The organism is Serratia sp. JSRIV002 (assembly GCF_019968725.1).
Lineage (GTDB): Bacteria > Pseudomonadota > Gammaproteobacteria > Enterobacterales > Enterobacteriaceae > Chania > Chania fonticola_B.
The window spans coordinates 288629-306824 of sequence record NZ_CP074143.1 but is presented as its reverse complement, the minus strand read 5'-3'; the positions used below and the strand labels follow the sequence as shown (position 1 = coordinate 306824).

The following is an 18196-nucleotide window of genomic DNA, read 5'->3' as shown; positions in this document are numbered from 1 at the left end:
AGGCAAAAAATTAACTCATCATTTTGAATTTAAACGATTTTAAATTATCCCCATTGACCCCTCTGATTTTTCCCTCCCGTTCGCTGCGATTTGCCCCTCTACGGATCCTGTCGCCTTAAAACGACGGGTTAATGAGAAGTCTCTTTTATTGATTAAAATCATCAGGTTAAATGTCTCAAACTGACGACAGCAGGCATGCCCATAAAGGACAAAAGGAGACAGGTTGAAATTTCGTAGGGTTTGCCAAGATAAAACCGCTCGATAAAACGACTCGCGATAAAATAAAACGCTGGTTTAATATTTTTGTGAGGTACATCACAAAATACTTGATCGATTTGGCGGCCAGGTGTAGCCTATTTGTGTGACGTGAATCACACTATTAATAACTCTCTGGGGACTGTCACTATGAAACTGATTAACAAAATCATCACCGTTTTCAACAACGTAGACTTCTCATTCGGCACCATCAATCTCTGATTACCGACGTAATGCCTGCCTGAAATAAAACGACTGTTATCTGGGGCAAGAACGGCATGATGCCGATATGCTCCAGAAGTCGTTGCATTGTTTATCCTCCATTTCGCACCCTAGCGTTTTTCCAGCGCTTATCTCTGCTTCCTTCTGATCATTCCCTTGTAAGGCCAGCTCTAAAGTTGTCTGCTTCCCCTCACCCCAACCCTCTCCCACAGGGAGAGGGAGCTGCCCTGAGCCCTTGATTAGCCCGTACCGCTTCGGAGAGTGATTAGTTAGAAGAAAGACAGGGCATTACTTAGAGAAATCAACGAACTCGATCGGTCCCCTCTCCCTGTGGGAGAGGGTTAGGGTGAGGGGCCAGCACGATATCTCAGGTATCGGACGCCCACCCTTTCCGCCAGTATAAAAAGCAAAAAACCCGCTCATTGCTGAACGGGCTACACAAATCCTAGACGTAAAAAAGCCCGCTTTTAAAGCGGGCTTTCTTGAAATTGGTCGGCGAGAGAGGATTCGAACCTCCGACCCACTGGTCCCAAACCAGTTGCGCTACCAAGCTGCGCTACTCGCCGATTTCTTGTTGCTGATACTACCGAACTTTCCAGCCTATGTCTATGTAAATATTAAATTTATCAGACATTTTGTGTGTGGTGCGAAGAGAGGGACTTGAACCCTCACGTCCGTAAGAACACTAACACCTGAAGCTAGCGCGTCTACCAATTCCGCCACCTTCGCACTGTCACAAAACAGCTTTCAATTCTTGTACTTTACCCTAGGTAAAGTGGGGTGGCTAATGGGGCTCGAACCCACGACAACTGGAATCACAATCCAGGGCTCTACCAACTGAGCTATAGCCACCATAACTACTTTATCTACTGCTTACTTCACGCGGTAATCATACCACCGCAGCTCCTGCGCACAAAATTAATGGCGCGCCCGACAGGATTCGAACCTGAGACCTCTGCCTCCGGAGGGCAGCGCTCTATCCAGCTGAGCTACGGGCGCGTAGCGCCGTTGCGGGTGGGGATACTACGGTTTTATGCCCATCCTGTCTAGTGCTTTTTCTCAGAAATGTTGAGTTCGCTGACCCTTTGCTCACTCTTGCAGCAGAAAGAGCCCGACAGGGCCCTTTTCTTAAGCTTAGCGCTGACTTTCTGTCCGCTTTTCAGGCTCATGATGGACTTTGTGCATACCGAATACAAAGTAGCACAGGCTCACCGCAGCCAGGAAAATCATCCCCACCACCAACGAAATCCGCGTATCCGGATTGATCCCCATGCCAACCAGCACACAAATCAGGAAAGCGATGGTCAGGTAGTTCATGTAAGGGAACATAAATGACTTGAAGCTGTGAGTCTTCATCGCTTCTTTGTGGGCTCGGCGGAAGTAGATCTGGCTGATCAACACCACGAACCACGGCATCATGCCCGGCAGCACGCTGGCGCTATAGACATAGACGAACACCTGCTGAGGATTGGGAATAACGTAGTTCAGCGCCGACCCCACCAACAGGCAAATGATGGTGATGGCAATACAGTTGACCGGCACGCCGCTGGCAGAAAGCCTGGTCAATGCCGCAGGCAGTTGACGGTTCTTGGCCAAGGCATAGAGCATGCGTCCGCCGCTATACATGCCGCTGTTGCAGCCGGAGAGTGCGGCGGTCAGCACCACAAAGTTGATGATACCCGCAGCGGCAACAATACCAATCTTGGCAAAGGTCAGCACAAACGGGCTGCCAGCGGTGCCGATACCGTTCCACGGGAAGATGGTGACAATCACGAAGATGGCACCGACATAGAAAATCAGAATACGCCACAGGATGTTGTTGATCGCCCGTTTGAGCGTTACCTGCGGGTTTTTGGCTTCCCCGGCGGTAATACCGACCAGCTCAACTCCCTGGTAAGAGGCCACCACGATACACAGCGCAAACAGGAAGCCTTTCCAGCCACCAGCAAAGAAGCCGCCGTGAGCCGTCAGGTTGGCAAACCCGGTCGGCTGCCCGCCGTTGCCGAAGCCGAAGAAGATCACCCCCAAGCCCACCAGGATCATCACGATAATGGTGGTAACCTTGATCATGGCAAACCAGAACTCCAGCTCACCGTACAGACGCACCGCCGCCAGGTTGGCTAACGCGACCATGGCGACCGCAATTAACGCTGGCAGCCACTGCGGTATCTCAGGGAACCAGAACTGTACATAGACGCCGATAGCCGTGATTTCCGATATCCCCACGGCAAGCCACATAAACCAGTAGCCCCAGGCGGTGAGATAGCCGAAAAAGGGGTTCATGTATTTGTGCGCATAGACGGCGAAAGAGCCCGCCACCGGCTCCAGGAACAGCATCTCCCCCATCGAACGCATGATGAAGAACACAAACAGGCCGGCGATGATATAGGCCAGCAACACTGAAGGCCCTGCCCATTTTAGCGTACTGGCCGATCCCATAAACAGACCCACGCCAATCGTCCCACCCAGGGCGATCAGCTCTATATGTCGCGCTTCTAACCCGCGATGTAAACCTTGTGGTTTTTCTTTGCTTGCCATAAATCCTCAGTCATATCTTTTATGATGTTGTTTGCCTGCCGATCGGTGCCGGTCATTATTGTTTTAGACAAGTTGAGTGTAATTCATCCCCCACCCGCGCAAAACGCTACTTGGCGAGCAATCCGCACCATGTAATGACGAGGAAGTGACACTAGGGCCTGGGGAAATTTGCGGGCGTTATGGTTTCGCATTTTGCCGCTATAAGCAAACCGCGAATTAAAACCTTATGGAATAAGTGACGAGGGAATGATTGACCGAGGTTATAGCTTTGACCACGTTATGGCCGACAGGGAGATTATTTGCGCAAAACAGACGCTGGAGCAACAGATGGGCTGCTCCAGCCGGAGGATCACATCTTGCCGGTATAGTAATAGCCGACGAACTTGAGTAGCCGAAGCTGGCGGCGTATACGGCTCGGCTGGCTGAGCAGGCGATAGAGCCACTCCAGGCCCAGATTCTGCCACACCTTGGGGGCACGCTTCACATGGCCGGTAAACACGTCATAGGTGCCGCCAACCCCCATATACAGCGCCTGTGGATGTACCTTGCGGCAATCCCGCATCAGGATTTCCTGCTTGGGCGATCCCATTGCCACGGTCACGATAGCCGCGCCGCTGGCACGAATGCGTTCAAACAAGGCATCCCGCTGTTCTGGTTTGAAGTAGCCATCCTGGCTGCCAACCAGATTCACATTCCACTGACTACGCAGCTTCTGCTCGGTCTCTGCCAGCACCGAAGGCTTGCCGCCAACCAGAAACACCGGCGTGCCTTCCTGCCCGGCACGCTGCATCATGGCTTCCCACAGATCGGCCCCAGCCACACGCGACACCTCCGCGCCAGGATACTTGCGGCGGATGGAGCGCACCATGCTGATGCCATCGGCATATTTATACTCCGCCTCATCCAACAGGGCATGCAGCGCCGGATCGGTTTCTGCATTGAGGATTTTCTCGGCGTTCATCGCCACCAGGGTGCCTTGCTTGACCCTGCCACCGTCGAACAGAAAATCCATGCACTGCGCCATGTTGCGAAAGCCCCACAGGCTGAAACCACGCAGCTCATACTTGGGAACCGAAATGTTTGCTTCCATTGTCACTATTACCTTGGCACAAGGGAGTTGGCTGCTGGAGCCAACGCGCGCTTGCGCATAATTCGAGTCTTGATAAGCCCGGCAGCATCAAACAGCCAGTACAGTAATTTTGCCAATATCAGGCAGGCACCAAAAATAATGCAGAAGAACACCACGCGTGAGACAAACGAATCGACCCCCTCACGCGCCAGCACGATGATATTAAACACCGCACCAAAGCAGAACCCTTGCAAAATCGCCGCCTTAAAGCGGTTCTGTTCACTTTTACCTAGCTCATACAGCCAGTCGAACCACTTGATGATCAGGCCCACCACAATGGCGCCCAGTGGGATAAACAGCACTCCACCCATCACCACCAGCGAGCCAATCAGCGTTGGGGAAATCGCCAGCCCGGAGTGGTTGTCCAGCACTTCCCAGGTAAAGTAGTTGGCAGTATTCAGCACCAGATCCGGCCGCCCCGGCCACAGCCAGGCAGGGATGAAGACATAGAAATCACGCACGATCGGGGCCAACCCCTGGAAATCGATCTTGTCGTAATTTTGCAGCAGTAGCCCCAGGTTCTCCCACGGCGAGAAGGTATCACGGGTCAGATACAGGAAAGTGTAGAACGCTTCCGGGCCGCTGACATCCAGGCTATAGCGTTTCAACGCCAGCCAGAACATGCCGACGATGCCGAACACCCCGGCGGCCACCAGCATCCACAGCGAGATCCAGCCGCGCACAATGCCGATAAACAGGAATAGAGCGAACGCGATGATGATGTTGGCACGGGTGCCGCCCACGATCACGTAGGTCAGAATGCCAAACGCCACCGTGGCCGCCAGGAAGAAGAACCAGGCGCGCAGATCCTGTTTCAGGAAATAGACCACCAGCATCGCCGGGATAAAGAAGTAGAAGAAGCGCTTGAGCGCCACCCCTGACACATCGCTGGAGAAGATTTGGCTGTAGGAGTTAAGCTTGAACAGCAGGAAACCGTTCTGCATAAAGAAGATGCCCACGGTGCCGATCGCCACCAGCGCCAGCAATATCCAGGTGATATGCGTCTCAACCCGGTTCATGGTGAACACCGGCTTATGCGGCTGGCCAGTGCGTTTACGCAACCGCGTCTTGTAGCTGACGTAGTAAATCGCGTAGAAGGCGGTAGCCGAAAGGATGGCGTAAAGCAGGAACTCTACCGGCACCACGGCCACGTCAAACTGGAATACCAGCAGGCAGGTCAGCGGGAAGCCAAAGTAAAACGTCAGCAGATAGAGCAGGGAAAAGAAGACGTTAAAGTTGAAGCGGACGCGCCGAAACTCCTGATAGGTCAGGGTCAGCACAAACAGCGCCCCGATCAGATAGACGACAAACAGCCCGCCAAACTGTGCCAGCGTCATGGGTTTTCCCCCGCCGCCAGCGCCAATGCCTGCTGCCAGCCATCCACGTAGTTCGGATTGAAAAAGGCAATAGACTGCTTATCCAGCGTTGCCAGTTGGCGCTGTGATTCGCGCACCACGGCTTCATCCAGCGAGTCGCCATAGAACAGCACCGGCAGATGCTGCTCAGCCAGATCCTGCCAGAACGGGTTCTTGCGGCTCAGTACAAAAGGCACGCCAAACTGGATCAACAGGCACAGCGTACCGATCCCCTGCTGACGGTCGAAAATGAAGTAGCCGAGATCGCACTCACGCAGAATATTGAGATAATCGTCAAACGCCACCTGTTGGGTCAGCAGTTGCAGATTCTGTTCGGAGAACAGCTTCAGGCCCGCCGCGCGCACCTGGGCAATATAGGCGTCGTTATTGGCCGGATAGCCCATCGGCAAAATCACCCGCACCTTGTCACCAAATTGCTGATGGATCGCCTGCAACGCCTCAATATGGCGGTTGGTGGTATCACCAGAATTGCCCACCAGGATAGTCATCGGCCCAGCCAGGTTCTTTTCAACTTCGATACCCGTCAGGGCAGGATCCATCCGCGTTGGGAAATACAGCAGCGAGGCCGGAACGCGTGCGTTCCGCTGCTGATAGTGGATCAGGTCGCCTCGGGTAGCAAACACGTGGCCCACCCGGCCTTGGGCAATGCGGCGCAGCACGTAGAACAGGCGGTATTTCCAACTGGTGGCGTTTTCATACAGATCGGCCCCCCAGATATGCCAGCTCACCTGGCGCGGCTTGATCTTGCCGCTCAGCAAGGCCAGCCACAACGTTGCGTTAAACTGGCCATGCAGGAACAGGCGAGTGTCACGGTTGGCCTTGGCACGGGCAATCACTGCCTCTGCCAGGCTCTTTTTGCCAGGGAAAGACTCAATGGTCAACTTTGGAAAGTGGCCCAACGCGGCCACGTCTTTGGCTGCCACCATGAAGTGACACACTTGTTCTGCGGGCAGGCGGTCAGCCAGCACGTCATTAAAGAAGCGCAGCACCGTCTGATTATGATGCGGGATATCAGATCCCAGTACGTGGATTAGTATGGTCATACTCGTCTACGATAAAGAATAAATACGCAGCTACAGAGCGCAAAATACACGATGTAGGTTGCCATATAGGCCTGTGCCGCCCCTAATGCGCCGTGCAGCGGGATCAGCCAGTGCGAGAACAGCGTCAGCAAGGCAAACTGGCTGACCTCTGTCAGAATATAAAAACGGAGCGACGCCTTGGCGATCACCAGGTAACCGAAGACGTAGGCCCCGACTTTCAGCACGTCCCCCACCAGTTGCCAGGCAAACAGATCGCGCATGGCAACGAATTTCTCAGAGAACAGCAGCCAGATGGCGAAGTCACGCAGCAGCCAGACGGTAAAGCTGGCAGCGGCGACCGCAGGCAGCACAAACTTCAGCGAGCGCACGATCTCCCGCGAAATGGCGCTTTTCTCTTGCAGGCGCGACAGCGTTGGCAGCAGGTAAACGGTGAAAGAAGCGGTAATAAACTGCAGGTAGGCATCGGAGATACTGCTCACCCCTTGCCAGATCCCTACTTCGTCCCAGCCGTAATGTTCTGCCAACAGGTTACGCATCATTACATAGGCAACCGGCAAGGTCACGGAGGTGATCAGCGCCATCAGGGTAAACTTACCGAGATGGCTGGCCAGCGCCTTATCCCAGGCCAGCGCCAGATAACGCAGCGGCAGCGCCTTGCGCCGCCACAGCATGAAACCAGCAGGCAACACCACCAGGGCAGGAACCAGAGCCAACCCGGCCAACGCGCCTTCATAACCGCCCAGCTTAAAGCATAGCGTAAAGGCCACCACACCTATCAGGCTACCGGCGATCATCGCCAGCGCGTTACCCATCGCATCGCGATAACCTTTGAGGATCGCCAGGAACAGGTTGGCGTAGGCAATCCCCATCTGGATAAACGCCACCGCCCGCACCACGTTCACATAGTCACCATGGCCAAACAGCCCACGGCTGATCGGCTCGGCAGCAAACAGGAACACCAGCGCCAGCAGGGTTGAGAAACCCAGCACGATGCTGGACGCGGTGCCCACCGCCATACGCAACCGCTGCGGATCCTGATGGTATTCCGCCACATACTTGGTGATACCGTTAAAAATTCCGGCACCCGACAGCACGCCCAGCACGGTGATCAACTGGCGGAAGTTACCCGCCTGCCCGACCCCGCTGGGGCCGAAGGCCACCGCCAGCATTTTTACCACCAGCAACCCCACGCCGATCTTGATCAGCGTGGAGCCCGCGGTCCAAATCGATGCTTTTGCCAGCGACATATCAGGCGAGGAAGCTCAGAATGGTATTGATCACCGTACGTTGATTGACGTCTGACATGTTAAAGAACAGCGGCAGACGCACCAAGCGCTCGCTCTCTTTGGTGGTGAAGCGGTCTTCGCCGGAGAAACGGCCAAACTTCTCACCCGCCGGGCAGGCGTGCAGTGGGATGTAGTGGAACACCGACATGATTTCGGCTTCTTTCAGGTAGTCGATAAACGCGGTACGATCCTGCACGTCTTTCAGCTTGATGTAGAACATATGGGCGTTGTGCACGCAGTTGGCCGGAATGACCGGCAAGGCGATACGCCCTGAGTCTGCCAACGGTTTCAATGCATCGTAATAGTTCTGCCACAGCTTCAGGCGGCGCTGGTTGATCGTCTCGGCGGCCTCCAGCTGTGCCCACAGATAAGCGGCTTGCAGATCTGACATCAGATAGCTGGAACCAATATCGCGCCAGGTATATTTGTCTACCTGACCACGGAAGAACTGGCTGCGGTTGGTGCCTTTTTCACGGATCACTTCGGCACGATCGATCAGGGCCGGGTCGTTAATCAGCGTCGCGCCACCTTCACCGCCAGCGGTGTAGTTTTTGGTCTCATGGAAACTGAAGCAACCGATATGGCCGATAGTCCCCAAGGCTTTGCCTTTATAGGTCGACATCACGCCCTGCGCGGCATCTTCCACCACCATCAGGTTGTACTTCTTCGCCAGCGCCATGATGGTGTCCATTTCACAGGCTACGCCAGCGTAATGCACCGGCACAATGGCACGGGTTTTATCGGTGATCGCCGCTTCGATCTTGGTCTCATCGATGTTCATGGTGTCTGGACGCAGATCGACAAACACCATCACCGCCCCGCGCAGCACAAAGGCGTTAGCGGTGGACACGAAGGTGTAGCTCGGCATGATCACTTCATCACCCGGCTGGATATCCAGCAGGATGGCGGCCATTTCCAGTGACGCGGTGCAAGACGGCGTCAGCAGCACTTTTGGGCAGCCAAAATGCTGTTCCATCCACTGCTGGCAGCGACGGGTAAAACCACCGTCACCACAGAGTTTGCCGCTGCTCATCGCAGCCTGCATATAATCGAGTTCCGTGCCAACAACCGGTGGAGCGTTAAATGGGATCATGTAAACCTCTATAGAACCAATACGCGGTGCTTTCTAGGGTGGCACCGTGCCGTTGATAGAGCCGTAACGCGGCAATATTACTTATTTGAGTCGCGATCCGCAGGCGCTGCAGCCGTTGCTGCTGGCACCAAGCGATCGCGGCAGTCATCAGCCGAGAACCGGTCCCTTTACCTTGTACACCTGGGAATGCCGCCAGCAGGCCGATACGCGCCTCTTGCTGGCCAATATCTCGCAGGCTGACAAACCCTTCTGGCTCCCCATCGCTACCCAGCACCAGCAGGCACTGATGGTCAAACGTCCCCAGCACCGCTTTTTCAATCCAGGTGGCGTAAAAACGCCCGCTGTCCTGCGGCTGATACCAAGGCGCGCGAAAACGGCTGGCGGCAAAAACCTTGGCCGCCACCGAACGCAACAGTGGAATATCTTCGAGCTGGGCGATGCGGATGGCCGGTAAATTCAATGCACAATCTGTGCCAATTGCCAGGGCAAAGTCCACTTCGCCCTCTACCAGCCGAAACCCCGCGGCTGCCAAACCATCGGCCAAATCCAGACGCTGGGCCGGGATCTTGGCCTGAACCAGCGCAAACGCATCCAGTTCAGTTGCCGTAAGCGCAGGAGCCGCCTCGTCAAAATGCAATTTGGCGCTGGTGAGTTGGAAATACTCGCTTTCCCAGCCCAAAGGCTCAATATTGGCGTGGACGGACATGCAGTAAATCCAGTAAGTATTTGCCATAGCCGGTTTTGGCTAACGCCTGCGCCGAGCGTCTTACGCCATCATCATCCAGCCAACCGTTACGCCAGGCGATCTCTTCCAGACAGGCAATCTTGAACCCTTGGCGCTTCTCTACCGTCTGCACAAAGGTACTGGCTTCGATCAGGCTGTCGTGGGTGCCGGTATCGAGCCAGGCAAAACCACGCCCCAGCAGCTCGACGCTCAGTTCGCCACGCTCCAGATACATCTGGTTGATGCTGGTAATTTCCAACTCGCCGCGTTCGGAGGGCTTCACCTGCTTGGCGAAATCCACCACCTGGTTGTCATAGAAATAGAGACCGGTGACCGCCCAGTTGGACTTCGGCTTCAGCGGTTTTTCTTCAATCGACAGCGCGCGGAAGTTATCGTCGAACTCCACTACGCCAAAGCGCTCTGGGTCCATGACCTGGTAACCGAATACCGTGGCACCTTTCAGACTCTGGACCACGCTTTTCAGTTTCGGGCTGAAGCCCTGGCCGAAGTAGATATTGTCGCCCAGCACCAGGCAGCACGGCTCGCCGCCGATAAACTCTTCGCCAATCAGGAAGGCCTGTGCCAACCCGTCCGGGCTCGGTTGTTCGGCGTAGCTGAGGTTGATGCCAAACTCTTCACCGCTGCCCAGCAAACGGCGAAACGAGGGCAGATCTTCAGGCGTAGAGATAATCAGAATATCGCGGATCCCGGCCAGCATCAGCACCGAGAGCGGATAGTAAATCATCGGTTTATCGTAAATGGGCAGCAACTGCTTGGAGACGCCGCGGGTGATCGGGTGCAAACGCGTCCCCGAACCGCCGGCTAGAATAATACCTTTCATCATGACTCCTGAACTTCCGCTAGCCGCACGGCGCTTATAGCCTTCCGTGCGTTTATCTAGATAGGATTATTGGTTTAGCCCTAAACGCTCGCCTGCATAGGAACCGTCTTGCACGCGGCGCCACCAGGTTTCATTGTTCAGATACCAGGAAACCGTTTTGCGGATGCCGCTTTCAAAGGTTTCCTGTGGGCGCCAACCCAGTTCACGTTCAATTTTGCCCGCGTCGATGGCATAACGCATATCATGGCCTGGGCGATCTTTAACGTAAGTGATCAGATCGCGATATTTCGCCACGCCCTGCGGTTTGTTCGGTGCCAGTTCTTCCAGCAGATCGCAGATGGTCTCTACCACTTCGATATTTTTGCGCTCGTTGTGGCCGCCGATGTTATAGGTCTCCCCAATCACACCTTCTGTCACCACCTGATATAACGCCCGCGCATGGTCTTCCACAAACAGCCAGTCACGCACCTGCGCACCATCGCCGTAGACCGGCAGCGGTTTGCCGGAGATGGCATTAAGGATCACCAGCGGCACCAGCTTCTCTGGGAAGTGGTAAGGGCCGTAGTTGTTGGAGCAGTTGGTCACGACGGTAGGGAAACCGTAGGTACGCAGCCAGGCGCGCACCAGGTGGTCGCTTGAGGCCTTGGAGGCAGAATACGGGCTGCTTGGCGCGTAAGGCGTGGTTTCGGTAAACAGATCGTCGGTACCGTGCAGGTCGCCGTACACTTCATCGGTAGAGATATGATGGAAACGGAAAGCCTGCTTTTTCTCTGCCGCCAGCGGCTGCCAATAATGGCGGGCAGCTTCCAGCATGGTGTAAGTGCCCACTATGTTGGTTTCGATAAAGGCCGCCGGGCCGTCGATCGAGCGGTCAACGTGGCTTTCTGCCGCCAGGTGCATCACGAAATCCGGCTGGTACTGCGCAAATACGCGGTCTAGTGCGGCACGGTCGCAGATATCTACCTGCTCGAAAGCATAGCGCTCGTTGTCCGCTACACCCGCCAGCGACTCCAGGTTACCGGCATAGGTGAGCTTATCAACCACCACCACGCTATCGCGGGTCCCCTCGATGATATGTCTTACCACGGCAGAGCCGATAAATCCGGCCCCGCCGGTGACCAAAATACGTTTCAACGCCAAACTCCTTTGGTGTCCACGATCCAGGACTGCTTAATCTCTTCCGGCCTGATGGCCTTGAATTCTTTATGATCGACCAGCATGACGATCACATCCGCCTGCTGTAAGGCCTCAGGCAGTTTTTTCAGCGTAACGAGGCCCGCCAGTGACTTCGGTAATTGCTCAACGTTAGGCTCGACCGCCAGGGTTTCACCTACGTGCCAGTCGGCAATCAGGTGGGCTACTTCAACCGCCGGGCTTTCACGCAGGTCGTCGATATTAGGTTTGAACGCCAAACCGAAGCAGGCAATTTTCACTTCAGAAGCGCGCTTGTTGGTGGCCGCCAGGCAATCTGCCACGGCTGCCTTGACCTGATCGACCACCCAGAGCGGTTTGCCGTCGTTTACCAGGCGCGCAGTATGGATCAGACGAGCCTGCTGCGGGTTCTGCGCCACGATGAACCAAGGGTCAACGGCGATACAGTGCCCGCCCACGCCTGGGCCAGGTTGCAGAATGTTGACGCGCGGATGACGGTTGGCCAGGCGGATCAGTTCCCACACATTAATGCCCTGCTCGGCACAGATCAGCGAAAGCTCATTGGCAAACGCGATGTTAACGTCGCGGAAGCTGTTTTCCGTCAGTTTGCACATCTCGGCGGTGCGCGAGTTGGTGATCACACACTCACCTTCGAGGAAAATCTTGTACAGCGCGCTGGCGCGCTCGGAGCATTTTGGCGTCATCCCGCCAATCACTCGGTCATTCTGGATCAGCTCAACCATTACCTGCCCAGGCAGCACGCGCTCAGGGCAGTAGGCAATGTTCACGTCGGCCTGCTCACCGGCATCCTGCGGGAAGCTCAGATCGCTACGCGCCTCTGCCAACCACAGGGCCATCTGCTCGGTAGCGCCCACCGGTGAAGTAGACTCCAGGATCACCAGGTCGCCTTTTTTCAGTACCGGTGCCAATGACTTGGCGGCGGCTTCAACGTAGGCCAGATCGGGTTCGTGATCGCCTTTGAACGGCGTTGGTACGGCAATCAGGAACGCATCGGCCGCCAGCGGTTTAGTCACCGCCTGCAGGTAACCGCCTTCTACCGCTTCTTTTACCACGCGATCCAAATCAGGTTCGACGATGTGGATGGCACCGCGGTTAATGGTATCTACCGCGTGCTGGTTAACATCTACGCCCACCACTTTCTTCTTGCGGGAAGCAAACGCCGCCGCCGTTGGCAAACCGATATAGCCCAGGCCAATAACTGAAATAGTGTTAAAACTCATAGTGTCACCTGATGATTCTTTAAAGCTTCGAGGATACGTTGGCAGGCATGCCCGTCACCGTATGGGTTATGCGCCCGGCTCATGGCGTGGTATTCGCCTTCGTCTGTCAATAACCGGGTTACCGCATCAACAATTTTAGCTACGTCCGTTCCCACCAGCTGTACCGTGCCGGCATCTACCGCTTCTGGCCGCTCGGTGGTATCACGCATCACCAACACCGGTTTCCCCAGCGATGGCGCCTCTTCCTGAATGCCGCCCGAGTCGGTCAGGATCAGATAAGATCGCGTCATCAGATAGACAAACGGCAGGTAATCCTGCGGATCGATCAGAATGATGTTATCGATCCCCTTCAAAATACGGTTAACCGGCTCGCTGACGTTCGGGTTGAGATGCACCGGATACACCACCTGCACGTCAGGATGCTGAAGAGCAATCTCGGCCAAGGCGCTACAGATGCGCTCAAACCCACCGCCGAAGCTTTCGCGACGGTGCCCAGTCACCAAGATCAGCTTTTTGTTGGCATCCAGGAAAGGATAACGTTGGTCAAGGCTGCTGCGCAGCTCTGGGTTGTGCATGATGCGGTCGCGCACCCACAGCAACGCATCGATCACGGTGTTACCCGTGACGAAAATATGGTCGTCCCGCAGCGATTCACGTAACAGGTTCTGCCGTGAATTTTCGGTTGGCGAGAAGTGATACATCGCCAAATGCCCCGTCAACTTGCGGTTGGCCTCTTCAGGCCAAGGAGAATAGAGATTACCGGTACGCAGGCCCGCTTCGACATGCCCCACCGGGATACGCTGATAAAACGCCGCCAGGCTGGTCGCCATGGTGGTCGTCGTGTCACCGTGAACCAACACCACGTCCGGCTTGAAGTCCTCCAGTACGCCTTTGATCCCTTCCAGAATGCGGCAGGTGATTTCACTCAGCCCCTGGCCCGGTTTCATAATATTCAGGTCGTAATCCGGTACGATTTCAAACAAACGCAGTACCTGATCCAGCATCTCGCGATGCTGTGCCGTAACGCAGACTCTTGACTCAAAGGCATCATCCTGAGCCAGAGCATGTACCAGAGGTGCCATTTTGATGGCTTCCGGTCTGGTGCCAAAAACAGTCAACACTTTCACAGCGAATCTCTTTTGGTCGGTGAAGTGCAGGCGAACCTGCAAAGTTGGGCACTCAGTGCCCAACAGCGAAATTATTATATTATTAGTTAACTACGTGGCCGGCGTACCAAGGCGACGCCCGCACCAATCAGGCCACCGATTGCGCCCCACATAATCAGCCAGAATACCCGGCGTGGACTATCACGTTTCACCGGCTCTTCCGGCGTACGTAAATAGCGGTAGGTCTGGAATTTGGCATCCAACGTCGGGCCAACGTTCAGAGTTGCCAGCATCGCCCGGTTCTGATCGTAACTTACATCGTAAGCCGGGCCAGAAGCCTGTAAACCTTCCAGACGCGCCTGCAGCATAGGTTTGCCCAGCAGGAACAGATCGGAGTCTGGTAGCTGTTCGGCTGGCGTATCGGTCTGCGTACGGCTAATCCCCTGCTGCTCGGCGATTTTCAGCGCCTGCTGCACGGTCTTGAGCTCACGCTGATAAACCGCATCGGCTACCGCTTCCTGGCGTTTGACCTGTGCACTCATCGAGGTGGTACGCGCCGCCCAGGCTCCCTGGATCTCTTCATTCAGATGCTGCGCCGCGCGGTGGCTGGCAAAGGCAACATACTGACGCAGCAGATGGTTGGAGTCTGGCGCGGTCTCGGCGGTGAGTTTCACGCTATCATTCAGCACTTTTTTGTCGTCGCGCGGCGTGAACTGGATATTGTTAATCAGGTCATCAAGCAACGCCGCATCGGCACGGGCATCCCCTTCCTGGCGCTGCTTGTAGTAATCGCTTTGCAGCCAGAAATCACGGCGCGTGTCATAGGCGGCCAACTGCATGATAAATTCATTATAGGCTTCATCGGCGATGCCTGGCTGATCGCTGGCAACCCCAGGCAGCGTGCGCTGATCCAGGTTACGCAGGAACTGCTGCTGAGAGTAATATCCCCCCAGCGCATTCACCGTTGGCTTATCGGTGATCGCCGTAGCGCTCCACTCCTGTTTCACCAGGTAGGAAACGATCAGCGCGACGGCAGCAAACAACACCGCAAAACCGATAATCCATTTTTTGCCGCGCCACAGGGTGCAGCACAGACCGCGGATATCGAGTTCGTTATCGACCACCGGGGTATTCTTGTCAGACGTTGTTTCAGGATTCATCACTGCCCTAAAGCCTCAGTTAAGGTACTTGCTTATTGTTCGTTGCATTCCGCAGGCGGCGCTTGAGACGTTTGATATAGCGCGCGACCCGCCATGCACGTTTAATGCAATAGCCATACAAGAAGAATGCAAGCAAGAATAATGCCAACATAACCCATTCAGGTATGAAAGTCAGACGTTCGCCTATCACACCAACCGCCGCCAGCAGCGCTGCGGCTAGGGTGATGAGCACAAAAGCCTGACGAGGCGTAAAGCCCGCTCGCATAATCAAATGGTGGATGTGTTGACGGTCTGGCGAAAACGGGCTCATGCCCTTACGCAGACGGCGATACATGATGGCAATCATATCCATCAGCGGGATGGCGATAATCCACAGCGCGGTGACCGGTTTGATCGGATGGTTTGGCCCTTGCGAGCTTTGCACCAGCAGCCAGATGGCGGTAAAACCGATCAGCGTACTCCCGGCGTCACCCATAAAGACTTTATAACGACGGCCAAGGATGCCGAGGTTGAGCAGAATATAGGGAACAATGGCCGCCAGCATCGCGAAGCACCAGAAGGCAAGCTCGCTATGGCCGCCTTGATACAGCAGGATCCCCATCGCGCCGAACGACACGCAGGAGAGACCGCCGAGCAGGCCGTCGATACCGTCGACCATGTTAAAGGCGTTAATCGCCGCCCAAACGGCAAACAGCGTCACCAAATAGCCAAACGGCCCCAACTGCATTTCCCAGCCACCAAACACATAGCCGAGGCTGCGCAGATAAAGGCCAGCAAATACCATCATGGCGATGCCGACCAGTGCCTGAATAGTGGCGCGGATCTTGACGCTGATATCGAAGCGATCGTCCAGTGCGCCGACGAAGACCAGGACACCGGCGCAGGTGAGATAGAGTTTGCTGTGCGCAATCGTCTGGTCGGTGATCAGGAAGGCAAAGCAGATGCCAGCGTAAACAGAAATCCCACCCACCAGCGGGATCAGCCCCTGATGACGTTTGCGATAATTAGGCTTATCAACCAAACCAATAGGTTTTGCTGCCTTGCGAGCAACAAATAAAAAAGCCAGAGAAAACAGAAAAACAAAAAGAATTTCAGTACTCATGGTGAGTAAGTTCACGGTTAACAAATCTCTGAAGAAGATGAGGCAGCTTAACATGGGTAAAAAACCGCGCCACATGACCAAGCGACCTTTCAGTCATTTCCTATGACATAGACACTTATCAATGCCCAAAACGTGTCTTGCTTCAACGCATTAATGCAAAAACAGGCACAAATAAGATAAGTTCTCAATAAGTCACAAGAATAACTTACTTTCCTTTACTGTTACTTATCGTATCCGCCAAAAGCAAAAAACGCCACGACTAGGCGTGGCGTTCCTCGAATATTTTACTTATTTATGAGCGTTTCATCATGTCGAAGAATTCATCGTTGGTTTTGGTCATCGCCAACTTGTTAATGAGGAACTCCATCGCGTCGATCTCGCCCATTGGGTGAATGATCTTGCGCAGGATCCACATCTTCTGCAGTTCTTCAGAGGTAGTGAGCAACTCTTCTTTACGCGTACCGGAACGGTTGTAATCGATAGCAGGGAACACGCGCTTCTCGGCGATTTTACGCGCCAGATGCAGTTCCATGTTACCCGTACCTTTAAACTCTTCGTAAATCACTTCGTCCATCTTCGAACCGGTATCAACCAGTGCGGTAGCGATGATGGTCAGGCTGCCGCCTTCCTCAACGTTACGAGCCGCACCGAAGAAGCGCTTCGGACGATGCAGGGCGTTGGCGTCCACACCACCGGTCAGCACTTTGCCTGAGGCAGGTACTACGGTGTTGTAGGCACGCGCCAGACGGGTGATGGAGTCCAGCAGGATGATCACGTCTTTTTTGTGTTCGACCAGGCGCTTGGCCTTCTCGATCACCATTTCGGCAACCTGTACGTGGCGGGATGCGGGTTCGTCGAAGGTAGAAGCGATCACTTCGCCTTTTACCAGACGTTGCATCTCGGTCACTTCTTCCGGACGTTCGTCGATCAGCAGCACCATCAGCACGCAGTCTGGATGGTTGTATGCGATGCTCTGCGCAATGTTTTGCAGCAGCATGGTTTTACCGGCTTTCGGCGGTGCCACAATCAGGCCACGCTGGCCACGACCGATTGGCGCTGCCAGATCCAGTACGCGAGCCGTCAGATCTTCGGTAGAGCCGTTGCCGCGCTCCATACGCAAACGTGAGTTGGCGTGCAGCGGCGTCAGGTTTTCGAACAGGATCTTGTTACGGGCGTTTTCCGGTTTGTCGTAGTTGACTTCGTTAACTTTCAACAGGGCAAAATAGCGCTCGCCTTCTTTTGGCGGACGAATCTTACCGGAAATGGTGTCACCTGTGCGGAGGTTAAAGCGGCGGATTTGGCTGGGAGAAACGTAGATATCGTCGGGGCCTGCGAGGTAGGAACTGTCTCCGGAACGGAGGAAACCAAATCCATCCTGCAATATCTCCAGCACGCCATCACCGAAGATATCTTCTCCGCTTTTCGCATGTTGCTTGAGTATAGAGAAGATAATGTCCTGTTTGCGCAGGCGGGCCAGGTTTTCCAGCCCCATATTTTCGCCGAGAGTAATCAGCTCAGAAACCGGCGTATTCTTTAATTCGGTAAGATTCATAGTGGGGGTTCTTAAACTCGGGGTGTGTCTCGAACTAGTATCGTGAATGGTATGGCAGCGTGTTATACCCATAACCTTTCAAGCTACAACGTGAAATTCATAGGGTATGCGTGCCTGTTACTGGACGTTCGATCGCCGGGCTGCTGGGCCGCCGCAGTAAGAAATGGCTTAGCTGGGGCGCACACGCTGACGGTTTAAGATCGAAGGTGCCTTAAAACTGATTTTTTTGTAAAACCGCTTGATCGTCAAAACACGGGCTCGGTTCACAGTAAAATGCTAGTGCCGATGGTTCAACGTAGAGTAACGCTTAGATTCAGACTCTTTAGATTTAATACTTATGGCAAGTTCAGAATGCAGTATGGTTAAACTTAACACG

The 18196-nt window shown here is 54.6% G+C and carries 14 protein-coding genes and 4 tRNA genes; all 18 read right to left on the bottom strand.

Features of this window, described 5'->3' with window-relative positions; translation table 11 throughout:
- Positions 1 to 966: 966 nt before the first annotated feature.
- Positions 967 to 1043, bottom strand: a tRNA-Pro gene (locus tag KGP26_RS01320).
- 76 nt (positions 1044 to 1119) lie between these two features.
- Positions 1120 to 1206, bottom strand: a tRNA-Leu gene (locus tag KGP26_RS01315).
- Positions 1207 to 1253: 47 nt separating this feature from the next.
- Positions 1254 to 1329, bottom strand: a tRNA-His gene (locus tag KGP26_RS01310).
- Between the two features lie 70 nt (positions 1330 to 1399).
- Positions 1400 to 1476 (bottom strand) — tRNA-Arg (locus KGP26_RS01305).
- A gap of 135 nt (positions 1477 to 1611) precedes the next feature.
- On the bottom strand, positions 1612 to 3015 hold the full coding sequence (locus KGP26_RS01300; protein WP_021807755.1) for an amino acid permease: 1404 nt from the start codon (positions 3013 to 3015) through the stop codon (positions 1612 to 1614).
- A 349-nt stretch (positions 3016 to 3364) separates the two neighbouring features.
- The gene (wecG, locus tag KGP26_RS01295) at positions 3365 to 4105 is read right to left on the bottom strand and encodes a lipopolysaccharide N-acetylmannosaminouronosyltransferase (protein WP_021807753.1); all 741 of its coding nucleotides are present in this window, start codon (positions 4103 to 4105) and stop codon (positions 3365 to 3367) included.
- 8 nt (positions 4106 to 4113) lie between these two features.
- The gene (gene wzyE, locus KGP26_RS01290) at positions 4114 to 5481 is read right to left on the bottom strand and encodes an ECA oligosaccharide polymerase (protein WP_021807752.1); all 1368 of its coding nucleotides are present in this window, start codon (positions 5479 to 5481) and stop codon (positions 4114 to 4116) included.
- Positions 5478 to 6563, bottom strand: a complete 1086-nt coding sequence (locus KGP26_RS01285) for a TDP-N-acetylfucosamine:lipid II N-acetylfucosaminyltransferase (RefSeq protein WP_223664925.1) — start codon at positions 6561 to 6563, stop codon at positions 5478 to 5480. Before KGP26_RS01285 ends, wzyE begins: the two co-directional genes overlap by 4 nt.
- Positions 6560 to 7810 (bottom strand): lipid III flippase WzxE, encoded by a 1251-nt coding sequence (wzxE, locus tag KGP26_RS01280; protein WP_223664924.1) that lies wholly within the window; start codon positions 7808 to 7810, stop codon positions 6560 to 6562. The genes KGP26_RS01285 and wzxE overlap by 4 nt, the downstream gene beginning before the upstream one ends.
- A 1-nt stretch (position 7811) precedes the next feature.
- Complete coding sequence (gene rffA, locus KGP26_RS01275) at positions 7812 to 8942, bottom strand: dTDP-4-amino-4,6-dideoxygalactose transaminase (protein ID WP_037376578.1); 1131 nt, start codon at positions 8940 to 8942, stop codon at positions 7812 to 7814.
- A complete protein-coding gene (gene rffC, locus KGP26_RS01270; protein ID WP_094982250.1) occupies positions 8929 to 9648 on the bottom strand; it encodes a dTDP-4-amino-4,6-dideoxy-D-galactose acyltransferase in 720 nt (239 codons plus the stop codon). The genes rffA and rffC overlap by 14 nt, the downstream gene beginning before the upstream one ends.
- Complete coding sequence (rfbA, locus tag KGP26_RS01265) at positions 9626 to 10507, bottom strand: glucose-1-phosphate thymidylyltransferase RfbA (protein ID WP_021807749.1); 882 nt, start codon at positions 10505 to 10507, stop codon at positions 9626 to 9628. The genes rffC and rfbA overlap by 23 nt, the downstream gene beginning before the upstream one ends.
- Before the next feature lie 66 nt (positions 10508 to 10573).
- Positions 10574 to 11641, bottom strand: a complete 1068-nt coding sequence (gene rffG / locus KGP26_RS01260; RefSeq protein ID WP_223664923.1) for a dTDP-glucose 4,6-dehydratase — start codon at positions 11639 to 11641, stop codon at positions 10574 to 10576.
- Positions 11638 to 12900, bottom strand: coding sequence for a UDP-N-acetyl-D-mannosamine dehydrogenase (gene wecC, locus KGP26_RS01255; protein WP_021807747.1), 1263 nt, complete (start codon positions 12898 to 12900; stop codon positions 11638 to 11640). The genes rffG and wecC overlap by 4 nt, the downstream gene beginning before the upstream one ends.
- The gene (gene wecB, locus KGP26_RS01250) at positions 12897 to 14027 is read right to left on the bottom strand and encodes a non-hydrolyzing UDP-N-acetylglucosamine 2-epimerase (RefSeq protein ID WP_021181555.1); all 1131 of its coding nucleotides are present in this window, start codon (positions 14025 to 14027) and stop codon (positions 12897 to 12899) included. The genes wecC and wecB overlap by 4 nt, the downstream gene beginning before the upstream one ends.
- 86 nt (positions 14028 to 14113) lie before the next feature.
- The gene (gene wzzE, locus KGP26_RS01245) at positions 14114 to 15166 is read right to left on the bottom strand and encodes an ECA polysaccharide chain length modulation protein (protein ID WP_223664922.1); all 1053 of its coding nucleotides are present in this window, start codon (positions 15164 to 15166) and stop codon (positions 14114 to 14116) included.
- Between the two features lie 19 nt (positions 15167 to 15185).
- Positions 15186 to 16283: a UDP-N-acetylglucosamine--undecaprenyl-phosphate N-acetylglucosaminephosphotransferase gene (gene wecA, locus KGP26_RS01240; protein WP_024484187.1), complete on the bottom strand. Its 1098-nt coding sequence runs from the start codon at positions 16281 to 16283 to the stop codon at positions 15186 to 15188.
- Between the two features lie 277 nt (positions 16284 to 16560).
- Complete coding sequence (gene rho / locus KGP26_RS01235) at positions 16561 to 17820, bottom strand: transcription termination factor Rho (RefSeq protein ID WP_021181558.1); 1260 nt, start codon at positions 17818 to 17820, stop codon at positions 16561 to 16563.
- Between the last annotated feature and the right edge of the window lie 376 nt (positions 17821 to 18196).